The 22,625-nt window shown below is 36.5% G+C and carries 28 protein-coding genes, 3 pseudogenes and 1 other annotated feature; of the genes and pseudogenes, 14 read left to right on the top strand and 17 right to left on the bottom strand.

Annotated features, from left to right (window positions below):
- Window positions 1-24: 24 nt before the first annotated feature.
- From rpsD to JFU20_RS19245, 3 genes are all read left to right on the top strand, one after another.
- A complete protein-coding gene (gene rpsD / locus JFU20_RS19255; RefSeq protein ID WP_002015568.1) occupies window positions 25-627 on the top strand; it encodes a 30S ribosomal protein S4 in 603 nt (200 codons plus the stop codon).
- A gap of 86 nt (window positions 628-713) precedes the next feature.
- A complete protein-coding gene (locus tag JFU20_RS19250; protein ID WP_043313835.1) occupies window positions 714-929 on the top strand; it encodes a hypothetical protein in 216 nt (71 codons plus the stop codon).
- Between the two features lie 5 nt (window positions 930-934).
- Window positions 935-1,357 carry an immunity 70 family protein gene (locus JFU20_RS19245; RefSeq protein ID WP_002015572.1) on the top strand — a complete coding sequence of 141 codons (423 nt, stop codon included), beginning with the start codon at window positions 935-937 and terminating at the stop codon, window positions 1,355-1,357.
- A 345-nt stretch (window positions 1,358-1,702) separates the two neighbouring features.
- On the opposite strand, the gene JFU20_RS19240 is transcribed toward JFU20_RS19245, so the two are convergent.
- Window positions 1,703-1,831, bottom strand: coding sequence for a hypothetical protein (locus JFU20_RS19240; protein ID WP_002015573.1), 129 nt, complete (start codon window positions 1,829-1,831; stop codon window positions 1,703-1,705).
- Between the two features lie 150 nt (window positions 1,832-1,981).
- On the opposite strand from JFU20_RS19240, the gene JFU20_RS19235 reads away from it, so the two are divergent.
- Window positions 1,982-2,284 carry a YjdJ family protein gene (locus JFU20_RS19235; protein WP_201038843.1) on the top strand — a complete coding sequence of 101 codons (303 nt, stop codon included), beginning with the start codon at window positions 1,982-1,984 and terminating at the stop codon, window positions 2,282-2,284.
- Between the two features lie 78 nt (window positions 2,285-2,362).
- On the opposite strand, the gene tyrS is transcribed toward JFU20_RS19235, so the two are convergent.
- From tyrS to acsA, 6 genes are all read right to left on the bottom strand, one after another.
- The gene (gene tyrS / locus JFU20_RS19230) at window positions 2,363-3,619 is read right to left on the bottom strand and encodes a tyrosine--tRNA ligase (protein WP_002015575.1); all 1,257 of its coding nucleotides are present in this window, start codon (window positions 3,617-3,619) and stop codon (window positions 2,363-2,365) included.
- A 69-nt stretch (window positions 3,620-3,688) separates the two neighbouring features.
- Window positions 3,689-3,917, bottom strand: a binding site (T-box leader).
- A 77-nt stretch (window positions 3,918-3,994) separates the two neighbouring features.
- Window positions 3,995-4,240, bottom strand: a complete 246-nt coding sequence (locus JFU20_RS19225; protein ID WP_002129419.1) for a hypothetical protein — start codon at window positions 4,238-4,240, stop codon at window positions 3,995-3,997.
- A complete protein-coding gene (locus JFU20_RS19220; protein WP_201038842.1) occupies window positions 4,221-4,766 on the bottom strand; it encodes an RNA polymerase sigma factor in 546 nt (181 codons plus the stop codon). Before JFU20_RS19220 ends, JFU20_RS19225 begins: the two co-directional genes overlap by 20 nt.
- Window positions 4,747-5,202: a hypothetical protein gene (locus JFU20_RS19215; protein ID WP_201038841.1), complete on the bottom strand. Its 456-nt coding sequence runs from the start codon at window positions 5,200-5,202 to the stop codon at window positions 4,747-4,749. The genes JFU20_RS19220 and JFU20_RS19215 overlap by 20 nt, the downstream gene beginning before the upstream one ends.
- Before the next feature lie 66 nt (window positions 5,203-5,268).
- On the bottom strand, window positions 5,269-5,826 hold the full coding sequence (locus JFU20_RS19210; RefSeq protein WP_033715944.1) for a maltose acetyltransferase domain-containing protein: 558 nt from the start codon (window positions 5,824-5,826) through the stop codon (window positions 5,269-5,271).
- 88 nt (window positions 5,827-5,914) lie between these two features.
- Window positions 5,915-7,633: an acetate--CoA ligase gene (gene acsA / locus JFU20_RS19205; RefSeq protein ID WP_002015579.1), complete on the bottom strand. Its 1,719-nt coding sequence runs from the start codon at window positions 7,631-7,633 to the stop codon at window positions 5,915-5,917.
- Between the two features lie 176 nt (window positions 7,634-7,809).
- Here acsA and acuA point away from each other — a divergent pair, with 176 nt between their 5' ends.
- The 4 genes from acuA (at window position 7,810) to JFU20_RS19185 (ending at window position 11,262) form a co-directional block, all read left to right on the top strand.
- The gene (gene acuA / locus JFU20_RS19200; RefSeq protein WP_002138645.1) at window positions 7,810-8,442 is read left to right on the top strand and encodes an acetoin utilization protein acetyltransferase AcuA; all 633 of its coding nucleotides are present in this window, start codon (window positions 7,810-7,812) and stop codon (window positions 8,440-8,442) included.
- A gap of 17 nt (window positions 8,443-8,459) precedes the next feature.
- Window positions 8,460-9,104, top strand: a complete 645-nt coding sequence (locus tag JFU20_RS19195; protein ID WP_002015581.1) for an acetoin utilization AcuB family protein — start codon at window positions 8,460-8,462, stop codon at window positions 9,102-9,104.
- Window positions 9,101-10,267, top strand: a complete 1,167-nt coding sequence (gene acuC, locus JFU20_RS19190; RefSeq protein ID WP_078175968.1) for an acetoin utilization protein AcuC — start codon at window positions 9,101-9,103, stop codon at window positions 10,265-10,267. Before JFU20_RS19195 ends, acuC begins: the two co-directional genes overlap by 4 nt.
- Window positions 10,268-10,401: 134 nt before the next feature.
- Entirely contained in the window at window positions 10,402-11,262 is an 861-nt protein-coding gene (locus JFU20_RS19185; RefSeq protein WP_002015583.1) for an alpha/beta fold hydrolase, read from the top strand.
- Window positions 11,263-11,328: 66 nt separating this feature from the next.
- Here JFU20_RS19185 and JFU20_RS19180 read toward each other — a convergent pair whose 3' ends face one another.
- From JFU20_RS19180 to JFU20_RS19170, 3 genes are all read right to left on the bottom strand, one after another.
- Window positions 11,329-11,598 carry a hypothetical protein gene (locus tag JFU20_RS19180; RefSeq protein WP_002129432.1) on the bottom strand — a complete coding sequence of 90 codons (270 nt, stop codon included), beginning with the start codon at window positions 11,596-11,598 and terminating at the stop codon, window positions 11,329-11,331.
- Between the two features lie 123 nt (window positions 11,599-11,721).
- Entirely contained in the window at window positions 11,722-12,411 is a 690-nt protein-coding gene (locus JFU20_RS19175) for a response regulator transcription factor (RefSeq protein ID WP_002015585.1), read from the bottom strand.
- A gap of 1 nt (window position 12,412) precedes the next feature.
- The gene (locus JFU20_RS19170; protein WP_002015587.1) at window positions 12,413-13,867 is read right to left on the bottom strand and encodes a sensor histidine kinase; all 1,455 of its coding nucleotides are present in this window, start codon (window positions 13,865-13,867) and stop codon (window positions 12,413-12,415) included.
- Window positions 13,868-14,016: 149 nt separating this feature from the next.
- Here JFU20_RS19170 and JFU20_RS19165 point away from each other — a divergent pair, with 149 nt between their 5' ends.
- The 3 genes from JFU20_RS19165 (at window position 14,017) to mscL (ending at window position 16,290) form a co-directional block, all read left to right on the top strand.
- Complete coding sequence (locus JFU20_RS19165; RefSeq protein WP_002164964.1) at window positions 14,017-14,697, top strand: ankyrin repeat domain-containing protein; 681 nt, start codon at window positions 14,017-14,019, stop codon at window positions 14,695-14,697.
- Between the two features lie 136 nt (window positions 14,698-14,833).
- A complete protein-coding gene (locus tag JFU20_RS19160; protein WP_002164963.1) occupies window positions 14,834-15,760 on the top strand; it encodes a Gfo/Idh/MocA family protein in 927 nt (308 codons plus the stop codon).
- A gap of 128 nt (window positions 15,761-15,888) precedes the next feature.
- Complete coding sequence (gene mscL / locus JFU20_RS19155) at window positions 15,889-16,290, top strand: large conductance mechanosensitive channel protein MscL (protein WP_002067610.1); 402 nt, start codon at window positions 15,889-15,891, stop codon at window positions 16,288-16,290.
- A 49-nt stretch (window positions 16,291-16,339) separates the two neighbouring features.
- On the opposite strand, the gene JFU20_RS19150 is transcribed toward mscL, so the two are convergent.
- Window positions 16,340-16,612, bottom strand: coding sequence for a DUF3917 domain-containing protein (locus JFU20_RS19150; RefSeq protein ID WP_000636592.1), 273 nt, complete (start codon window positions 16,610-16,612; stop codon window positions 16,340-16,342).
- 111 nt (window positions 16,613-16,723) lie between these two features.
- Here JFU20_RS19150 and JFU20_RS19145 point away from each other — a divergent pair.
- Both JFU20_RS19145 and JFU20_RS19140 read left to right on the top strand, forming a co-directional pair.
- Window positions 16,724-16,831: pseudogene (locus JFU20_RS19145) on the top strand (DUF3949 domain-containing protein); the annotation flags it as partial.
- Between the two features lie 15 nt (window positions 16,832-16,846).
- Window positions 16,847-17,209 carry a DUF4288 domain-containing protein gene (locus JFU20_RS19140; protein WP_002015593.1) on the top strand — a complete coding sequence of 121 codons (363 nt, stop codon included), beginning with the start codon at window positions 16,847-16,849 and terminating at the stop codon, window positions 17,207-17,209.
- A gap of 34 nt (window positions 17,210-17,243) precedes the next feature.
- Here the strand turns inward: JFU20_RS19140 and ccpA are convergent, their stop codons facing one another.
- The 6 genes and pseudogenes from ccpA to JFU20_RS19105 all read right to left on the bottom strand — a co-directional run bounded on the left by ccpA (window position 17,244) and on the right by JFU20_RS19105 (window position 21,292).
- Window positions 17,244-18,242: a catabolite control protein A gene (ccpA, locus tag JFU20_RS19135; RefSeq protein WP_002034370.1), complete on the bottom strand. Its 999-nt coding sequence runs from the start codon at window positions 18,240-18,242 to the stop codon at window positions 17,244-17,246.
- A gap of 276 nt (window positions 18,243-18,518) precedes the next feature.
- Window positions 18,519-18,605, bottom strand: a pseudogene (locus JFU20_RS19130) (bifunctional 3-deoxy-7-phosphoheptulonate synthase/chorismate mutase); the annotation flags it as partial.
- Between the two features lie 6 nt (window positions 18,606-18,611).
- Window positions 18,612-19,148: pseudogene (locus JFU20_RS30210) on the bottom strand (hypothetical protein); the annotation flags it as partial.
- 175 nt (window positions 19,149-19,323) lie between these two features.
- Complete coding sequence (locus tag JFU20_RS19115) at window positions 19,324-20,340, bottom strand: CamS family sex pheromone protein (protein ID WP_002015611.1); 1,017 nt, start codon at window positions 20,338-20,340, stop codon at window positions 19,324-19,326.
- A 113-nt stretch (window positions 20,341-20,453) separates the two neighbouring features.
- Complete coding sequence (ytxJ, locus tag JFU20_RS19110) at window positions 20,454-20,780, bottom strand: bacillithiol system redox-active protein YtxJ (RefSeq protein WP_201038840.1); 327 nt, start codon at window positions 20,778-20,780, stop codon at window positions 20,454-20,456.
- 2 nt (window positions 20,781-20,782) lie between these two features.
- Entirely contained in the window at window positions 20,783-21,292 is a 510-nt protein-coding gene (locus tag JFU20_RS19105) for a DUF948 domain-containing protein (protein ID WP_012261840.1), read from the bottom strand.
- A 187-nt stretch (window positions 21,293-21,479) separates the two neighbouring features.
- Here JFU20_RS19105 and JFU20_RS19100 point away from each other — a divergent pair, with 187 nt between their 5' ends.
- On the top strand, window positions 21,480-22,595 hold the full coding sequence (locus tag JFU20_RS19100) for an aminopeptidase (protein WP_002067601.1): 1,116 nt from the start codon (window positions 21,480-21,482) through the stop codon (window positions 22,593-22,595).
- The last annotated feature ends 30 nt before the right edge of the window (window positions 22,596-22,625 follow it).

Genomic DNA, 22,625 nt, shown 5'->3' with positions numbered 1-22,625 from the left:
ACATTTTTAAAGGAGGAGTCAACTATGGCTCGTTATACAGGTCCAGCATGGAAACTGTCTCGTCGTCTTGGAATCTCTCTAAGCGGCACAGGAAAAGAATTAGAAAAACGCCCTTACGCACCAGGTCCTCACGGTCCTAACCAACGTAAGAAACTTTCAGAATACGGTTTACAATTACAAGAGAAACAAAAACTTCGTCACATGTACGGCATGACTGAGCGTCAATTCCGTCGCACATTTGACCAAGCAGGTAAAATGCCTGGTAAGCACGGCGAAAACTTCATGATCCTTCTTGAAGCTCGTCTTGACAACCTAGTTTACCGCATGGGCTTAGCTCGCACTCGTCGTGCAGCTCGCCAATTAGTAAACCACGGTCACATCACGGTTGATGGCGCTCGCGTAGATATCCCATCTTACCGCGTTAAACCTAACCAAACTATCAGCGTTCGCGAAAAATCTAACAGCCTTGTTGTTGTTAAAGAAGCGATCGAAGTTAACAACTTCGTACCAGAATACTTAACTTTCGATGCTGATAAGCTAGAAGCTACTTACACTCGTCACGCTGAGCGTTCTGAGTTAGCAGCTGAAATCAACGAAGCATTAATCGTAGAGTTCTACTCTCGTTAATCTCGGTACTCTGCAAAGAGTATTATTAAAAGCCTTAGGAACCTTGTTTATCAAGGGGCCTGGGCTTTTTTTATTTTTCACTAATAATGCAAAATAAAGCATTAAAAAGAAGTAACCTAGTTAGAGTTATTGTTAAACAAGTTAATGATAGGGTTGATAATTTACCTATAGGTACAAAGCAAACTGTCATCATTGATATACGAGGACAAACTGTTCCTGAAGAGGCTTTATTTGATATCGTAAGAAAAATAAGAGAAAAGTCTAAAGAAACACCCGAGGTAATATTTAAACGAGAGGATTGATATTAATGGCAGTAGGATTTAAAGTAGATATATTTTTCTATGAAACAGGACACCCTGATTTTTTACATAGCTTTTTTTCAACCATGTCATATCATACAGAGTCTGAAGGTTGGGGCACTAAGTACCCACTATTAATGAAGAATTTATATTTCGACAAGTTACGTTGGGAGGACACAGAAGAAGCACTTCAAAATGTAGAAGAGATAAGAAAAATTTTAAGTGAATTACCTCCTGCAGAAGTCATTTGGGATATTGAGCACATGGAAAAACAGCCACCTTGGGGAAATAAAATCCCCAATAAAATAACTAGTTTAGCCAATTATCATGCTACTCCAACAGGTACAATTTTTTTAGATTTACTAAGCAACGCTTTAAACACTGCAAAAAGAAACAAAATTGATATAACAATTTCAAATCTAGGAAAATAAATCCTGCTAGATATCTTATGGTTTCATTTGAGTTTTAATCACTTTACGCTTCGAGGCTGAGGCTGAATAAAAACATTTAAGTCACACTCATATGAGTTGTGGCTTTTATTATGTAATAATTTATAGATTTTCGTAGACATTTCACACCCCCTTTATTTTTTAAAAAAGACTTTTTTAATTTACATCTAATAATTACAGTTAAAACTACGCATATAATAACGACATTTTCTCTTTGATTTATCGACGACGTCCTTAGACAGATTTATTCTTTCTAGCTAAAAAAGACTGTTTAAAGCAACTAAACAGTTACTTCAAACAGCCTTCATTTTTATATATAAAATAAAATTATTTATTTTCCTCTTTTTGAACATATACATAAGCATCTTTCTGCTCTTTATGTACATCAACCTTCGTGCTCTCTGCAAGCTGACCAGCGTTTAGCAAAGAAAAAATAATGAGCGCTTCTAGTGACATTTTGTTTTACCACTCCTTTCTATTTGTTATACATTTATCATACCGCTTACATGTGATTTCCGTATGAACTCGAAAAGGAGATTACAACAAAAAGGTTACAGGAATACGAATGCACGCTATAATAACCATTAAATAGGAGGTTGTTTCATTTTGACAATAAATCAAATGGTTCAATTGGGTAGTGTCTGTATGCTTTTTATTACTTCAGCACTTATGAGTTGGTATCAAGGGAGTAATTTAATAGATAATCCTGATGAATGGAAATATAGCGCTAAGTTTACGAATTATTTTAAAGGGTACGTTTCACATTATGACGATATTTATCAAATCGATTTCTTTATATATGCGGCAAAATTTTATCCCGGGGCATTTGTCGTTATGCTAATTAGCTTACTTTACATGCTCGTATTAATTCTTCATATTCTATTTAAAAGAAATCATGAGGCAATTTAAATGCATACATAAAAACCCCGAACGATAAACTTTTCAGCCTACCATTCGGGGTACTATTTGTTTTAAATTCGTTTCTGATTAGTAACGAATTAAGAAATATTTCTTCTTACCGCGACGAATGATTGTAAATTTACCTTCGATGCGGTCGTTTTCTGTTACAACGTAGTCTAGCGCTTGTGTACGCTCACCGTTTACGTAGATTGCACCGTTCGTTACATCTTCACGTGCTTGACGTTTAGATGGTGAAATTTTGCTTTCTACAAGTAAGTCGATTAATACTGTATCTTCTGCAGTACGTTCTACAGATGGTACGTCTTTGAATCCTTGCTCGATTTCGCTTGCAGTAAGTTCTGCTACAGAGCCACTGAATAATGCAGCTGAAATTTTAATTGCTTGCTCTAACGCTTCTTCGCCATGAACAAGTTTTGTCATTTCAGATCCTAATGATTTTTGTGCTGCACGTTTTTCTGGTGCTTCAGTTACTTGCTTTTCAAGCTCAAGAATTTCTTCATGAGATAAGAATGTGAAGTATTTTAAGTATTTAACAACGTCGCGGTCATCTGTGTTAATCCAGAATTGGTAGAACTCGTAAGGAGTTGTTTTCTCTGGGTCTAACCAAATTGCGCCGCCTTCTGTTTTACCAAACTTCGTACCGTCAGATTTTGTAACTAGTGGAATTGTTAAACCGAACGCTTTCGCATCTTCTTCTGATTTACGGATTAATTCAAGACCAGCTGTAATGTTACCCCATTGGTCACTACCACCGATTTGTAGACGGCAATTATGGTTTTGGTATAAGTTTAAGAAGTCGTATGATTGTAAAATCATATAACTAAACTCAGTGAATGAAATACCAGTATCTAAACGAGATGCTACTGTATCTTTTGCTAACATATAGTTTAAACCGAAGTTTTTACCGATATCGCGTAAGAATGAAATTACATCTAAGTTACCAAGCCAGTCATAGTTGTTAGCCATTGTTGCTGGGTTGTCCACGTTTTCAAACTCTAAGAAGTTTGAAAGTTGGTTTTTAATGCTTTCTGTGTAGTAAGCAACTGTATCTTTCGTATTTAATGTACGCTCTGCTTTTTTACCACTTGGGTCACCGATCATGCCAGTACCACCGCCAACAAGTGCAATTGGTTGGTGACCAGCTAATTGGAAACGACGTAACATTAATACTGGTAACATATGACCGATGTGTAAGCTATCCGCTGTCGGGTCGAAACCACAGTATAATTTAACGCTTTCTTTTTCTAATAATTGCTCAAGTCCCTCAGCATCTGTTTGCTGATTAATTAAACCGCGAAATTCAAGATCTTGTAAAATACCCATATCCTACATACTCTCCTTTAAGTTCATTACTGGCGTGAAGGTTGAAAACATAAAAAAATCGCCCCTTAAATAAGGGACGATTTTGATTATCGCGTTACCACCCTAGTTGCAGGCAAAAAAAGCCTACCACCTTATTTACATAACGGCTTAGCACCGTCTTTTCCCTTTTGAATACACTTCAATCGAAAAAAGATGCTCTAGGGGCGTAATTCGCGATCATCTATGTGCTGATTTCCACCGATCATCAGCTCTCTAAAACAGGGAAATGATCACTACTTCTCCCTTTCCACGCTCAATTATTCATATACTTTTCTTTATACCATCATTTATATAGGCGTGTCAAATAGAGGTATGAGTTCTTTCCCTACCAATCCTTTATAAAGTCGCAAGGAATATCGTAATAAGAGAAATAACTGGAACACCAACTAATAACGACACATGAAACACAACCGATAAATCATTCCCAATCGTCGCTTCCACAGGATCTTTCGCTGGAGAAGCAAGAAATCCAAGAAATCGCTCGAAGCGGCTTACCGTTTTTGGAAAATCCGGTATTTCTACATGATCGCTATCTAAATGCTGCTTTAATTTATATTCATTCTTAAAGGGATTTTCGTTCAATTTCATCCACCTCCAGCAATTGTTTCAATTTCTTTATCCCGTTATGAAGTCTCGACTTCACTGTTCCAACAGGAATATCCAGTACCTCTGCAATTTCTTTTTGCTGCATATCATGATAATAAGAGAGAATCAGGACCGCTCGCTGTTCTTCAGGAACTTTCAAAATTGCTTCTCTTACCGTAAGCTGGTCTTCGTGGGAAAACTCTACCTCTTGCACTGGTACTAAAAACGGTAAGAGCGAACGCCACTTTTTTCTTCTATTTAATTTATTAATCATAAGACGATAACCGATTTGAAATAAATACGTTTTAATTTTTCCTTTTCGGGTTTCATACATATGTTTCTTACGCTCTAGAGTCAAAAACGTATCTTGAACGAGATCTATACTCAGTTGTTCATCACGATTAAATCGATACAAAAATGTATATAGCGCTGGTTTGATTAAAACATATAGTTTTTCTCCCGCTTGCTTATCTCCATTTTGGTACGCAAGCATGAGCTCCTCCTCAATCCCAATCTGCGCCATTTTTTTTGATCTCCTTTATTCCTTTTAACGTTAATGAAATACGGGAAATTAAATATGCACTTGCGACAATAATCCATACTTGTGATTGATTCGCAAAAAATTGAACATATGGGTTTTGAATCGTGAATCCAATTGAAACTAAAATATTTAACGCTAGCACACATATACATGCATACACTGCAAGACAGACCGAAATTGTATCAAATACATTCCAACGAAAATATATTTTTGTTTTTGTAAAATCAATTTTATTTCCATTTTTTCGTACAATATACTTCTTATGAAACGGAATAAGGATTGAAAAAATAACAATCATAATAATCCCAAATGTAATCATTGAAATTTTAAATCCAATTGGTATAGGTAATAACATACCACAAGAAAACACAACTATAATTCCAATTAAAGCAAAAGTCAGCATCAATTTATTAGACATAAAAAAGCCTCCCTCATCTATTCTTTCATAAATGTATACAGACGAGGAAGGCGCTTCGTTCAAATATTATTTTATTTTTTTTATGATTCTCGCAGGATTCCCGCCAACTACTACATTATCTGGCACATCTTTCGTTACAACAGCGCCAGATGCGATGACAGCATTATCTCCAATTGTTACGCCCGGATTAATAATCGCTCTTCCGCCAATCCATACGTTATCGCCAATTGTAACTGGTTTTCCGTACTCCGATCCGCTTATGCGCTCTACTGGATCAAGCGGATGCGTCGCTGTATAAATGTGAACACCTGGCGCTAACATACAGTTCACTCCGATTGTAACTGGGCATACGTCTAAAATAGTACAGTCAAAGTTTGCATAAAAATTTTCACCAACGTGAATGTTATAACCGTAATCACATCTAAAAGAAGATTCGAGATGAATGTTATCTCCAGTCGTTCCGAATAGTTTTTTTACGATTGCACTACGTTCTTCTAGTTTTACTTCTGGTGTTTCATTTAATTTTCTCGTTAATATACGAGCTTGCTCCCTGTCCTTTACTAAAACGGGATCAGCCGGTATGTACATTTCCCCTTGTATCATCTTTTCTTTTTCTGTTTTCATTTCCCTCTCCCCTTCCAACACGTATATATAAGTTTATAATAACATAAAAAAGAAGGGTCTGAACGTATTCATTCAGACCCTTCCTCTTTTAATCTTCCATCGTTGATAAATCGCCTGTTGGTAAGTTTAATTCCCACGCTTTTAATACGCGGCGCATAATTTTACCACTTCTCGTTTTCGGTAATTTATCTCTAAATTCAATTTGTCTTGGAGCTGCATGAGCTGCTAAGCCTTTTTTCACAAATTGACGAATCTCTTCTTTTAATTCATCAGATGGTTCGTATCCCACGCGAAGCGCGATAAATGCTTTAATGATTTCCCCGCGTACTGGATCAGGAATACCAATTACACCAGCTTCTGCTACAGCAGCGTGCTCGATTAATTTACTTTCTACTTCAAACGGACCAACACGCTCACCTGACGTCATAATTACATCGTCAATACGTCCTTGGAACCAGAAGTATCCGTCTTCATCCATATAAGCTGAGTCACCTGATACGTACCAATCTCCCGGCATGAAGTAAGAATCATATTTTTGCGGGTTATTCCAAACCGCACGCATCATAGATGGCCAACCTTTACCAATTGCTAAGTTCCCCATTGTGTATGGAGGCACTTCATTTCCTTCATTATCAACAATCGCTGCTTTCACACCTGGAATTGGTTTCCCCATTGAACCTGGACGGATTTCCATACAAGGATAGTTACAAATAACTTGTCCACCTGTTTCTGTCATCCACCACGTATCATGAATACGAAGTCCAAATGCGCTCATACCCCAGCGAATTACTTCTGGATTTAATGGCTCACCAACACTTAATACGTGACGCACTTGTGATAAATCATATTTTTTAATTGCGTCTTGTCCAGCTCCCATTAACATACGGAACGCTGTCGGTGCACTATACCAAACTGTTACACCGTAATCTTGCAGTGCTTCATACCATGCCTCTGGACTAAATCTCCCGCCTAAAATAACATTTGATGCTCCCACTAACCACGGTGCAAAAATACCGTAAGCTGTTCCAGTTACCCAGCCTGGGTCAGCTGTACACCAATATACATCATCTTCTTTTAAATCTAATACCCATTTCGCTGTTTGATAGTGCTGAACCATTGCGTTTTGAGCATGAAGGACGCCTTTTGGCTTACCAGTAGAACCAGATGTGTAATGTAGAATTAAACCGTCTTCACGGCCTAACCACTCGATATGTAATTCTTTTGAAGCTTGTTCAAATAAAGGATTGAACGCTACAGTTTTACCGCCTTCTTCTGCATTGTCTCCAACAAGGAAGACTGTTTTTAAAGCAGGTAAATCATTTAATGGTATGCGCTCTAACAATTCAGGAGTTGTAATTAACACCTTCGCTTCGCTATCTTCTAAACGATCGCGAACTGCGCCTTCCATAAATGCTTCAAATAATGGTCCAACAATTGCCCCTAATTTCACTGCACCTAAAAGTGCGAAATATAATTCTGGGGAACGCGGCATAAAAATAAAAACGCGATCGCCTTTCTCAACATCGCCATAGTTTTTCAGGACATTTCCTGCTTTATTAGAAAAATCCTTCATTTCCTTAAACGTATATTTCTCTTTTCGCGATCCATCTTGATAATAAAGTGCTACTTTATTCTTTCGATCGGATTTCGCATGCTTATCAATTGCCTCATACGCCATATTTACTCGGCCAGTTTCATTCCAAGTAAAATTTTTATTAACCTCTTCCCAGTTAAAATTCGCGTATGCCTCTTCATAATTCGGCAAATTATTTTCTCCTTTAATGACAGGAAGCGTTTCCACTTTCATACTTTACATCCCCCTCCTATGTATTCTATTATCTATTATAATAACATTATTTAAAATTTTCAGTATTTTTGTTGATTTTTAGACAAATTTTTAATGACAAAATTCGATTCACATCGCATATATTATAAAGTACGATATTAATAGATTCACAAACCCTCAAGGTGGTGAGCAATAAATTGATTCATAAAAAAATATATAATGCCAGAAACTTAAAAACAGCGAAAGGCACTTTAATTATTGAAGGTCCTGTCTCTACACATAATCTTGAAATGTATGAATTTCATCCAGACTTAATTGCGTTTCGTCCTGCCGAGCAGCAATATAAAGCAATTGTCGAAATTTCTAAATTACCAGAAGCTCGTCTCATTATTGCTAGACATGACCAAACGATCGTTGGATATGTTACATACTTATATCCTGATCCGCTCGAGCGATGGTCAGAAGGAAAGATTGAAAACTTAATTGAACTCGGGGCGATTGAAGTTGTCCCAGCCTTTCGCGGTTGCTCTGTCGGAAAAAATTTATTAGAAGTTTCAATGATGGACAATCATATGGAAGATTACATTATATTAACGACTGAATATTATTGGCACTGGGATTTAAAACAAACAGGCTTAAATGTTTGGGAATACCGAAAAGTAATGGAAAAAATGATGAATGCTGGTGGTTTACAATGGATGGCTACAGATGATCCTGAAATTTGTTCACATCCTGCCAACTGTTTAATGGTCCGCATCGGTAAACGTGTTGATACGGATTCCATTCAAGCATTCGATCGTCTACGTTTTCACAATCGTTTTATGTATTAATAAAGGGGGCAACTGGAATGATTGTAGAAGAAATTATGAATCAAAATGTAGTAACATTGCATCCAGATGACACAATCGAAACAGCAATCCGAACGATACGTACGAAAGGTATTCGGCACATTCCAATTGTCGATCAAAATAATCACGTAGTAGGCATTATTTCTGATCGAGATGTAAGAGATGCAAGTCCATCAATTCTTGATGAACAAGTTTCACTCGATATGCTACAGCAACCGCTCGAACTTATTATGAAACACCCTGTCATGACTTGCCATCCTCTTGATTTCGTTGAGGAAATTGCTACTTTATTTTTTGAAAATAAAATTGGCTGCCTCCCTGTCACAAAGGCTGGAAAGTTAGTAGGAATTATTTCCGAATCTACAGTGCTACACACATTAGTGAAATTAACAGGAGCACATCAGCCTAGTTCACAAATTGAAATTCAAGTGAAAAATGAACCTGGTATTCTCGGAAAAGTAGTTGCTATTTTTAGCAATTTACAAATTAATATTGTGAGCGTTCTCGTCTATCCAGCAAAAGATGAGAATGATAAAGTACTCGTTTTCCGCATTCAAACGATGAATCCTTTAAGGGTTATTGAAGCACTTGAAACAGAAGGCTATCGTGTTTTATGGCCGAACATAATGGGGATGCAAGCATGAGTAGCGCCTTCATTTATTCGGATGACTTTCGGGGCTATTCTTTTAGCCCTGATCATCCTTTTAACCAACTACGCGTCACACTTACTTATGACTTATTACAAAAGAGTGGTTTTATCTCCCCTTCTCAAGTCATCTCGCCAAGAATGGCTACAGATGAGGAAATTGCATTCATTCATACAGAGGAGTACATAAATGCGGTAAAACTTGCTGGAGAAGGAAAGTTAGAAAAATCAATTGCGATGACATATGGACTCGGAACAGAAGATACACCGATGTTTCCAAATATGCATGAAGCAAGTGCATTACTCGTTGGCGGAACATTAACAGCTGTCGATGCTGTTATTTCTGGGAAAGTAAAGCACGCCCTCAATTTAGGTGGCGGCTTACATCATGGCTTTCGTGGTAAAGCATCTGGCTTTTGTATTTATAACGATAGCTCTATCGCAATGAAATATATTCAGAAGAAATACGGTTTACGCGTTTTATATATTGATACAGATGCTCATCACGGTGACGGGGTACAATGGTCTTTTTACGACGATCCTAACGTATGCACCATTTCATTACACGAAACTGGGCGTTATTTATTTCCTGGAACTGGCGCAGTAAATGAACGTGGACAAGGAAATGGATATAATTATTCTTTTAACGTTCCACTCGACGCTTTTACAGAAGACGAATCGTTTTTAGATTCATATCGAACAGTTGTAAAAGAAGTGGCAGCATACTTTAAACCGGATATTATTTTAACGCAAAATGGTGCTGATGCACATTATTACGATCCACTTACACACCTTTGCGCAACGATGAATATTTACCGTGAAATACCGAAGCTCGCTCGTGAAATCGCTAATGAATATTGCGACGGTCGCTGGATTGCTGTCGGCGGTGGTGGCTATGATCACTGGCGCGTCGTACCAAGAGCTTGGGCACTCATTTGGCTCGAAATGAACAACATCCAAAACATCTCAGGTTATCTCCCTCCAGAATGGATTGACGCTTGGAAAGGACAAGCAGAAACCGACCTTCCCCTTACATGGGAAGATCCAGACAACATGTATCAACCTATCCCTAGAAAACCAGAAATCGAAGAAAAAAATGCATTAACTGTAGCGAAATCTCTTGAAATTATTCGGAATAATATGACAAAATCTTTATATTAAACAGAGAGGAGGCTCGCTTTTGAACAGCCTCCTTTTATTTATAGCTAGCTATTATTGTCGTTTTCTGTCGGTAAGTCGATATATTTTGAGATTCGCTGATATATTTTATTTAAGAATTAGCCGGTCCAACTTTTATGAGAAAAGGTCGTGATATTATGTGGACACAACAAATAATCAACACGAAACGTGGCACATTTGAAATCTTTACAAAAGGAAATGGCGAACCGCTTTGCATTACACATCACTATTCACAATTTAATGAAACTGGCGATTACTTTGCGGATGTTTTCACTGCTACGCATCGTGTATTCCTCATTAATTTACGAAACGCTGGTAACTCAGCAAAAGCCAATTCAGAAAAAGAATTAAGTATGATTGAAACCGTTCACGACTTAGAAGCAATACGAGAAGCTTTACAACTCCCAACATGGCATTTCGCTGGCCACTCAACAGGCGGTATGCTTGGACTTTTATATGCGATTACATATCCAAATTCCTTACAATCATTAGTCATCGTTGGAGCCGCAGCAAGTAACTATATCGAAACACTATTTTGCATTTATCACCCAGCACATCCTCAGTTTCATTATATGCAACAACTCATCGAAACTTTAAAAAGCCCTCACCTTACAAGTGAAGAACGGAAAGAACTATCTACTAAGAGAACAAAATTATCATTGTATAAACCCGAAAACTACAAATTTTATTTTTGTAAACCAATCAAAAAAACTATGTCCGCTAGCCGGATGAACACTTTCGCCAATGAATATCCGTCATTTGATTTAAGAGAGAATTTACCTTCCATCCAAACAAAGACCCTTATTATATGCGGAAGACATGATGTACAGTGCCCGATCCAATATTCTATCGAGATGCATGAGGGTATACGTAATTCTATCTTTGTGATATTTGAGGAGAGTAACCATTATCCTTTTTTAGAAGAAGCTGCTCAGTTTACTTCTACTACTCAAACATTTTATAAATCGTTACACTAGTACCGTTATTACTAAGGAAAGCTCACAGCCTCTATAAGAATATGAACTTTTTTCAAAAGAAATATTTCACACTAAAAACAACAAGAAGAACAAAAAAATCATTAAGCCTACATCAATGAATATCGACTTTTTATCTCCTGCTTTTATACTCATCATAAAATTAGAAATTATTTTAATTCCAAAAAAGACCATCATAAATAACCCACCGAAATGATCATTCGTAGAATCTTCATCATAAAACATTTGTATTGCACCGATAATTAATAAGATAAGTATGATATTGGTTCCAATCTTTAAAGCCTTGTTTGATTTATTATCTTTTAATGTATCTCCCAAAATGTAGCACGCCCTCTCATGCTCTCCTATGTTTTATCTCTCTTTATATTTTAACATAAATTACCTATTGTTCCCTTTTTGTTCGAATAACATAAAAAACCTACCAATTACTTGGCAGGTACATTACACGTTAAAGCGATAACCAGCTCCCCACACTGTTTCAATATATTGCGGGTGAGCAGGATCTCTTTCAATTTTTTCACGTAGCTTTCTAATGTGAACAACGACAGTGGCTAAATCGCCAGCTGATTCTAGTCCCCAAATACGTTCAAATAACTGTTCTTTATTTAATACTTGGTTTGGATGCGTTACAAAGAATGTTAATAAATCAAATTCTTTCGTTGTAAACGCAATTTCTTCATTGTTTATAAAAACTTTTCTCGCTCGCTGATCGATAGAAATTCCATGAATATATAACGTATCGCGTTGCTTACTCACATTTCCTGATAATCTTTCATAACGAGAAATATGTGCTTTTACTCTTGCGACTAATTCACTTGGACTAAACGGCTTCGTTATATAATCATCCGCGCCTAAACCGAGTCCGCGAATTTTATCTATATCCTCCTTCTTTGCTGAAACAAGTAAAATCGGAATGTCTTTTATAGCACGTATTTGTTTACAAATTTCAAAACCATTCATTTTCGGAAGCATAATATCTAAAATAATTAAATCATAGTCTTCCTGAAGAGCCATTTGTAGACCTATTTCACCTGAATACTCTACATCGACTTGAAAATCACTAATTTCTAAATAATCTCGCTGTAATTCTGCAATACTTATTTCATCTTCTACTAGTAAAATTCTCTTCATTCTACTCACCACATTCCTGTACTTTTTTCAATGAGAAGAAAATACTTGTACCTTCCCCAAGCTTACTTTCCGCCCAAATTTCCCCGCCATGTTCTTCAACAATTTGCTTCGCTATCGCTAAGCCAAGTCCACTTCCACCTGTGCTAGAATTTCGCGATTGCTCTGCACGATAAAACCGCTCAAATATATACGGCAGCGTATCAGCTTCTATACCTGATCCATTGTCCATCACTTTCACAATAACTTTATTGTTATCACTCAATACTGTTACAGTAATTTTCTTCTCTTCTTTATCCATGTATTTCACACTATTATGAATCAAATTTGATATAACTCTATTTATCTTTTCGCAATCAGCCGTTACATATAGTGGTGATGATTGTAATTGTAAGTAAACTTCTATACCTTCCTCACTTAAATCCATCTGCATCTCTTCTAATAATTCCTGCATAAACACGTTTAACTCTATCGTTTCAAACTGAAAGGGAACTCGATTCAAATCAAGCTTTGAAAACAAAAAGAGCTCATCAATGAGTGTATCCATATGTTTTGCCTTCGTATGAATGGTCGTTAAATACTTATCCATTTTTTCTGGCGTATTTGCGACTCCATCTTTTATGCCTTCTACATATCCAATAATAGATGTAATCGGTGTTTTTAAATCATGAGATATGTTTGAAATGAGTTCTTTTCGATTTTCTTCATACTGTGTTTGCATCTCTATCGACTCTTTTAATCTCTTCCTCATTTCCTCAAACCCTTGATTTAATCGCCCAATCTCATCATAGGATGTAACTGGAATTTGAAAATCTAAATCCCCTTCTTTAATTCTCCCAGTCGCATCTTTCAATACAAAAATTGGTTTTATCACACTTCTTGAGACGAAATAACTTAATAACCCTATGAGTAAAATGGCTAACAGTAAAAGCGCTCCGAACAAAATTGGAAATAATTTTTGTGTAAGATCGACAAATGAACTCTGCCTTTTTAGTACAAATATACTCCCTTCTTCATCTCCGGGAAAATAAAAATCAAATTTTACATATCGATAAAATGTATCGCCTAGTTCCGTTGTACCACGACTATTAATATTTGCTGATTCAAATTTCGGAATGGCTTCTTTTAAAGATACACCTTCAAATATTTTTGTAGCATAAGAAATGTTTTCTCCCTTTCTTACAACTATTTTCACACCTTCTTTTTCAAGTGATGAAACGAACGATTCATCTAATAGTTGTGATTGATTTTTCTTTGCCGCTAATTTCAATTCAATATACGTATTCTCTTCTTCTGGCGTAAGCGGCTTTTGAATATAGGAACTTTTATAGAAATTTTTCACTGATTCCAAGTCTCCTGTTATGGAAAAAACAATTAAAAATCCCGCGACTAATATGAGCGTGATGGAAACGAGAATAACAGCTATATAAGAAAATAAAAATCTTGTTTTAATAGACATATCTTACATCCTCACTTTAACAAACCTTGTTATTCATAAGCATAAAAATATATGTTCAAATACTCAAGCGATTTTATAGTAATTTTAGCGTCAGTTTATAAAAATTTAATGTTCTTATTTTACAGTTGCAATGAGGAGGTTGAAATTCCATGTTCAAAAAAACATTAAGCATGATCTGTTGCGTAATTTTTTTGCAAGGATGCTCGCAAGAACAAGAAGTAAAAAAGGAGATGACAAACATGGAGACAGCGCTACTAACAGCTACTGAGAAACAAGAAACGAATACTGTTATATCATTACTCAAAAAAGGGGCTGACATAAATATAACGGACAATAAAGGACGTACTTCTCTTATGATTGCTACATACAAAAATGATGTAAAAACCGCCAAAGCTCTTATCGACGCTGGTGCTGACGTAAATATCCAAGATGATATGAAAAACAATCCATTTCTATACGCCGGTGCAGAAGGTTACTTGGACATTTTAAAACTAACGATTGATGCTGGTGCGGATCCAACGCTTACGAATCGTTACGGCGGAACAGCTCTTATTCCCGCGTCAGAACATGGCTATATTGATGTTATTAAAGAACTCCTTACGCGAACAACTATTGATGTTAACCATGTAAATAATCTCGGGTGGACCGCTTTAATGGAAGCCATCGTACTAAGTAATGGAAACGAAACACAGCAACAAGTCATTCAACTTCTTATTGAACATGGTGCTGATATAAATATTCCCGACAATGATGGTATTACCCCATTGCAACACGCCCGTGCTCATAACTTTGAAGAGATAGAGAAGATTTTATTAGCGACAAATAAATAAAAGCTCATTTCCTATAAAAAACGTATCATTTTCAAATCTATTTTTTGCCATTCTCCCCAGTCTATGCTACAGTTATTTCGTCACATAGCTATACAGCTAGACAACTTATATATTTATAATAGGGTGGGAAAAAAACATGAGCAAACCTCGTATTGGAATGATTGGATTAGGTAGTATTGCACAAAAGGCTTACCTTCCAACACTGACAAAGGAAACTGATTGGACTTTTGTGGGAGCGTTTACACCTAATGTTAATAAAAGAAAACAAATTTGCGAGCAATATCGTATTCAAGATTTCGCTAACCTTCAGGCACTCGCTTCAGAATGTGATGCGGCTTTCGTTCATAGTTCAACTGCTACACATTATGAAATCGTTTCTGAACTTCTGAAAAAAGGAATCGATGTTTATGTTGATAAGCCGCTAGCAGCTACAGTAGAACAAGCTGAGAAACTAGTCGAGTTGAGCGAGAAGTATAACCGAAAGTTGATGGTCGGATTTAATCGCCGATTCGTTCCTATGTACGTTGCTGCCAAAGATCAAGCAAATGATATTTCATGGATTCGAATTGAAAAGCACCGCACAAATAAGGTGGGGCCATATACGTATGACTTTACTATGTTAGATGATTACTTACATATTGTAGATACTGCTCGCTGGTTAGCTAACGATGACCTTAACATCGTTCATAATATGATGCAAATCAATGAAAAGAACGAACTTCTTTACGGACATCATACATATACAACTGCAAATGGACTGTTACTTTCTACCGCGATGCATCGCCATGCAGGTACAAACTTAGAACAAATTGAACTTGTAACGACAGGGAAAATTATTCGCGTAAAAAATATGAATACATTTGAAATTGAACAAGAAAACTCCGTTTCGCAAAGCGGTTCACCATCATGGGATACGACGTTAAAACAGCGCGGTTTTGAAGATGCTGTTCATCATTTTATCGAATGTGTTCACGGAGATACAAAACCTGTTGTAGATGGATTAGAAGGATTAAAAACGCAGCAACTGTTGCAATCTCTACTGGAGAATGCAACTAAAAATTAAAACGGATACATTTTTCAGAATTTACTTTCATTCCCATTTCCTCTTTATTTCTCTCGCAAACTTCTATAGAATATGTTGATAGGAATTATAAATTTCATATTGAATCGTGGAAAGGATGGGATTAACACATGTGGAACGAGTTTAAAAAATTCGCATTCAAAGGGAATGTAATCGATTTAGCTGTCGGGGTTGTAATCGGTGCTGCATTCGGTAAAATCGTTAGTTCTTTAGTAAAAGATATCATCACACCATTACTTGGTATGGTACTGGGCGGCGTTAACTTTACAGATTTACATTTTGGATATGGTAAATCTGCTGTTATGTATGGTAACTTCATCCAAACTATTTTTGATTTCTTAATTATTGCAGCTTCTATCTTTATGTTCGTTAAAGTTTTCAACAAACTAACATCTAAAAGAGAAGAAGAAGAAAAGACAGAAGAAATTCCAGAGCCAACAAAAGAAGAAGAAATTCTTGGCGAAATTCGCGACTTACTAAAACAACAAAATTCTTCTAAAGATAGAGCATAATTGAACGGATAAAAAGGCATGCCCCCTCGGGACATGCCTTTTCTATATGCTATAACGTTTCTGAATTCATATGAATAAATAAAATAATACCTGCAACCATAAGTACCATAATACTACCTGCAAATAGTGTAATACCCATGAACATTAAACTTGTGCTCATGTCCACTGATACACTTTCAATAAAAATAGAAATTACATACGTGATAAGGGCGATTCCTGCAAGAATACTTCCTGGAACAAATCGCTTTAAGCCATTTTGTTTTAACGTCATATATGCAAAAATAGCAGTCATGCAAAGCGTAATTATCCAAAGAACGATCATCTCTTCTCCCCCCTCACAAGCCTTTTCTTTCTATTATACATGACATTGCCCTATAATAGTTAAATTTGCACTTGTGTGACATATAACAAGGAATAACCCCAACTGTAGCGAATGTCTTATAAAGAATCCCAAATACATTACCATTATCAAAGCAACATATTTACAATACCCGCTTCACTTATCGCGAGTATTGTTTATAAAGTAAAACATTCAGCATAAGGAGACTGATCTCATGTGTATGCTGTAAAATTATTATTTGAATCTGTCCATTCAGGTGAGCCTAATCCTAGTAAAATTGATGAACATTATGAAGAGAATCACGATACACTTTTTGAAGAAAGTATCATTCTCGTTAAGGCGAACAGTTTAGAGGAAGCTCACAAGCTAGGTGAAAAGATAGCTCTACAGTCTGAAGATACGTACGATAATATGTACGGTGAGCAAGTAACATGGACGTTTAGAAAAGTGTTGCATGTTTTCGAATTAGATGACACACCATTTGAGACAGGAAAAGAATTATATGCACGCTTTTTACATGTTAAGAAAACTGAAAGTGTAGAGACAGTAGTTAAACACCATTATCCTGAATATGAATAAAAGCTCACAGCTATCGCTGTGAGCTCTCTTATTCTTACTTCGTTGAATCTCTAAATTGGATACGGTGAGGTAAGATAACTGAGTGATCTTCTACTTTTTCTTTGTTCATATATTTCGTTAGTAGACGCATTGCTACTGCACCGATATCATACATTGGTTGTACAACTGTCGAAAGTTGCGGACGAACCATTAATGCAAGACGTGTGTTGTCAAAACCAAGCACTTCGATATCCGTTGGTACGTTTAATCCCGCGTCTTGTGCTGCGTGGATTACACCTAGTGCCATTTCATCAGAAGATACGAAGATTGCTGTTGGTTTTTCATCCATGCCCCAAAGTCTTTCAAACGCTTCTATACCTGAATCATATGTGTAATCTCCATCAATTATAAGATTTTCATCATATGAAATACCTGCTTCTTCTAAAGCTTTTTTATAACCTTGTAACTTCTTCGCGCTTCCTGCTTTATTAATGAAAGGACCAGAGACGAAACCGATACGTTTATGTCCTTGCTCAATAAAATGCTTCATTGCATCGTAAGCTGCTTGTGTATAATCAATATTTACTGATGACGTTTCATTTTGTTCATCAAATGACGCTGCTAATACAATTGGTACTGGAGATTTTTTGAACTCTTCAACGTGAATATCTGTAATATCTTCACCCATGAAAACAATCCCGTCCACTTGTTTCCCAAGCATCGTATTTAATAAGTGGAACTCTTTCTCTTTGTTCTGGTCAGAGTTACTTAAAATGATGTTATATTTGTACATTGTTGCGATATCTTCAATTCCACGAGCAAGTTCTGCATAAAACGTATTTGAGATATCAGGAATAATAACACCCACTGTAGTTGTCTTCTTACTTGCTAGTCCACGTGCTACCGCATTCGGGCGGTATCCTAAACGATCAATTGCTTCTAATACTTTCTTTCTTGTTGTAGGCTTTACATTTGGGTTACCATTCACAACGCGTGATACGGTAGCCATTGAAACATTTGCTTCACGCGCTACATCATAGATTGTTACGTTCATCTCTTCGCACACTCCTTCTATTTATGTTATCTATTTTTATGTATCGGTTCACTTGAATGAAAAAAAGACATCAACTCTATTTGCAGATGCCAACAATCGTCCCGAGTTCTTCCTTTTACTAATGATACGCTAAAAACACAGGGTCATACAATATTTTCCCGCAAAAGTTTCGAAAAAATTCGCTTCTTTTCTCGTATTTTCGTATTTTTTATGCAAAAAAGGTCAATTTTTGTAAAAAAGCTATGTAACAAGGGCTACATAGACTAAGAAATCTTTTTATAATTTACTTCCGAATGCTTTTAATTCTTTCATAAACTCATTGAATTCTGGAATGTCCATTTGCTGCGCTTCATCTGATAAAGTGAAACTTTAATCAGTGGGGGTTTTGTTCATCCCCCGCTGATTAATAGTTGAACCAATCGGGCTTTTACGGGCAGTTGATCTCCCACCTAACTTCTTTGCTTCAGCCGAATTTTGAGGTGGGAGATCAACTGCCCACAAATAGCGGAATAATGTAACTGCTGGGTCTGGATGTACTTCAGCCATAATAGCAAAAGCACCAATTGCCATAGCCGCTTTTGCAAACGGTAAGAGAAGGTCATGTCGCCCTGTAGAATGCGTTACATCGACAACAACAGGTAAATGTGTTTCTTTCTTTTAAATTGGCACAGCGGAAATATCAAGCGTATTACGCGTTGCTGTTTCATATGTGCGAATACCACGCTCACATAAAATGATATTACCATTCCCCTCTGCCATACTATATTCTGCTGCATTAATAAATTCTTCAATTGTTGCTGATAAACCACGCTTTAATACTATTGGTTTATTTACAGCACCAGCTGCCTTTAACAGTTCAAAGTTTTGCATATTGCGAGCGCCAATTTGAATAACATCAACATAATCTGACACTTTAAAGAGGGCACTGAAAGAGTCTATTTCATAAGAAAAAAGAGGTCATTCCCTACTATGTACAGGTAATGACCTCCTTTCTTCTTTCAACATCTTTAGGAAATTCGAAATGTTTTTCTCGAAGTATTCACTTTTTCAGTAGCCTCAGCTTAAAAACTGTCTTTTTTTATTATAGGAAAGAAACAAACGGTTTATCGCTGTTCTTCTCTTTTATAATAACAGCCTCGATTTTATTCTCGGACTTTATCTGTAATTGAACTTTAGCATCTTTAGGAAATTGTTCTAACATACTTTGAGCAGCCGTTTGAGAGAGTGCCATTAATTCTGACTTACCGTTATATTTAACGACAATATCCATCTTTAATTTATCCATCTTATTTTGCTTATAAGAAATCTTAGCATTAACAGGGATATAATCTCCTGGAGAAAATGCCTTCATTGCTTCAGAAAATTTCTTTAGCTTATCATTATCTTCTCCATGTGCCCCCCCAAATTCTTGAGAAGGATACGAATACGACTTTTCATCAATAGTATCCCAATTTCCAAGATTAGTCTCGTTCTTTTGAACAGTAGCGCTTGAAATATAAGTACCATTCTTTAAAGAACTTGTACTTTCTTGCTTGAATATAGCAAATGTAATTGGAGATTTGTTATATTTATCATTTTTATTAATAGCTTCTATAAGCCCCTTAGCGACTTCAGTACCTTTAGAAATAGCTTCCTCATTAGATACACTTGAAGACATAGATAAACCAATAACAACACCAGATAAGCTTAGTTCATTTGAATTTTGTTTGCCGAAGTAGTCCTGTTCTATAATATTAGTCAAAACTGGTACTTCTTGTTTCGTAACTAATTCATCAATTGTTTTCTCTGGAATATATTGATTTAATTGTAATACGTAATTTTCTGTATCGAATTGTTTTGAAGCAATATCCATTAAACCATTTTCATATTCTGCTAAATCTAGTTTAGAATTAGTTTTAACATTAACTGTATTAATTACCTTTTGTTCTTTTAAAGGAATAACAGTTCTATAGTAATCCTTAGAAACAGCAGTTCTTGGAATCATACTTTTTTCTTTCGTATCTTTCTGTACAACTTCATCCTTCTTCTCAATAGTATTATTGCTGCAAGCCCCCAGTAATAAACTTAAGCTTGCGATGCATAATGCCATTTTCTTCATTGCTTAAAACCCACTTTCAAAAGTCAATTTACTTAGTTTTAAAGTATCTCTAGTGTACCACTAAATATATTGCAACAAAATAAAAAAGAAGCAAGCCCTCCGCTTGCCTCCCCCTATTTTACATTCTCTTCTAAAGCTTCTTTTTTAATATTCCAGTGCGATGTATGCCATACTACCATTCCATCTTTTATGTATAACACTTGCGGAGATTCATGCTTAATGCTGTACTGCTCTGCAACATGGTTCGAAACATCTCTCGCCTCTTGTACGTATAAGTAATATGCTGGCACTTCTCTTTCTTCACCGCAATACGCTTGAAACTCTGTATATGCACCGTGACTAATTGGGCATGTCGCACTATGTTTAAAAAGAACGTAAGGCTCGTTCTTTTCTACTAACGCTTCAAGTTCTTCAATTGTTTCAATCTTCATCATACTCATCATTACTCACCTCTCATGCGAAGTCTAGAGCGCTTCTCTCTCTTTTCAGCCTTCTGCTCAGCTTTCTCAAGTTTACGCTCTTCTTTTTCAATCTTTTTCTCTTGTCTCGTAGTACGGTAATGATTATATACTTCAATTGCTGCGCTGCTCCACTGTACAACTTGTGCCACTTTATCTGCATTATTTTCAATTTCGTCCGTAACAGACTCTGAAACGTTGCGAAGCTTCGTATTTAAAGAGTGGATCGTCGTTCCGATTCCATCCACACCTTCTACTACTTTATTTAGCGACTGTGACTTCTGTTGAATATCATCAGCTAACGCATTTGTCTTATGTAATAATTGCTCCGTCTCTACGCTTATTCCTTGCATTTGCTTTTCTAAACCTTCTAACGTGCTCGCAACGTTTTCTAACGTCTTCTGAACCGATAACAATGTTCTGCATACATACACTACTAATACTGCGAAAGCAACCGCGATAATAGCCGCACTTACATATAGAAGAACTTGCATTTCATCACTTCCTTTATCTTTTTCATACTTTCTCCCATTATACAATCATTTTCCGTTTCATTCTAATCCCTATCTTTTCATTAGAATTTTCATACTTATTCGTTAACTTTAACATAAATGATTCAACAAATTCCACTAAGTAGGTTACAATAGGAGAGGATACATAATTAGTAGGGAGGCTTTACATATGAAAGATCCACGCATTGAAAAGTTAGCATACAATTTAATTAACTACTCTATTCGTTTACAAAAAGGCGAAAAAGTATTAATTGAAAACTTTGGCTTACAAAAAGAACTTGTAACTGCACTTGTAAAAGAAGCATATGCAGCTGGTGGTTTCCCATTCGTTTCTTTAAAAGATCATCAAGTAGATCGCTCTTTATTAATGGGTGCTACTGAAGAACATTTCGAACAAATCGCTGCATATGAAGCGAGCGTAATGAAAGATATGGACGCTTATATCGGCCTTCGCTCTGGTGATAACATTAACGAACAAGCTGACGTTCCAAGTGAACGTATGAAAGTTCACGGCCAAACAATTGGCAAAAAAGTTCATAGAGACATCCGTGTTCCGAAAACACGCTGGGTTGTTCTTCGCTACCCAAATGCTTCTATGGCGCAGCTTGCTAAAATGAGCACAGAAGCTTTCGAAGACTTCTACTTCGAAGTTTGTAACTTAGACTACGGTAAAATGGATAAGGCGATGGATAGCCTTGTTACATTAATGAATAAAACAGATAAGGTTCGCTTAACTGGCCCTGGAACTGACTTAACATTCTCTATTAAAGACATTCCAGCTATTAAATGCTCGGGTCATTTAAACATTCCAGATGGTGAAGTATACTCTGCACCAGTTCGCGATTCTGTTAACGGTACAGTTTCTTACAACACACCATCTCCTTACAACGGTTATACATTTGAAAATGTACAACTTAAATTTGAGAATGGCCAAATCGTTGATGCAACTGCAAACGATTCAGAGCGCATTAACAAAATCTTCGATACAGACGAAGGTGCACGCTACGTTGGTGAGTTCGCAATCGGCGTAAACCCATACATCTTACATCCAATGGGAGACATTCTATTCGATGAAAAAATCGATGGCAGCTTCCACTTCACACCTGGACAAGCTTATGATGATGCATGGAACGGCAACAACTCTAACATTCACTGGGATTTAGTATGCATTCAGCGCCCTGAATACGGCGGCGGTGAAATTTACTTCGACGACGTATTAATCCGTAAAGACGGACGCTTCGTTGTAACTGAACTAGAAGCTTTAAACCCAGAGAACTTAAAATAATATGAAAAGCGCTCGGATAGAATCCCGAGC

It is taken from the genome of Bacillus sp. TH30 (assembly GCF_016650875.1).
In the GTDB taxonomy this organism is placed as follows: domain Bacteria; phylum Bacillota; class Bacilli; order Bacillales; family Bacillaceae_G; genus Bacillus_A; species Bacillus_A mycoides.
This window is presented reverse-complemented; position numbering and strand designations above follow the sequence as displayed.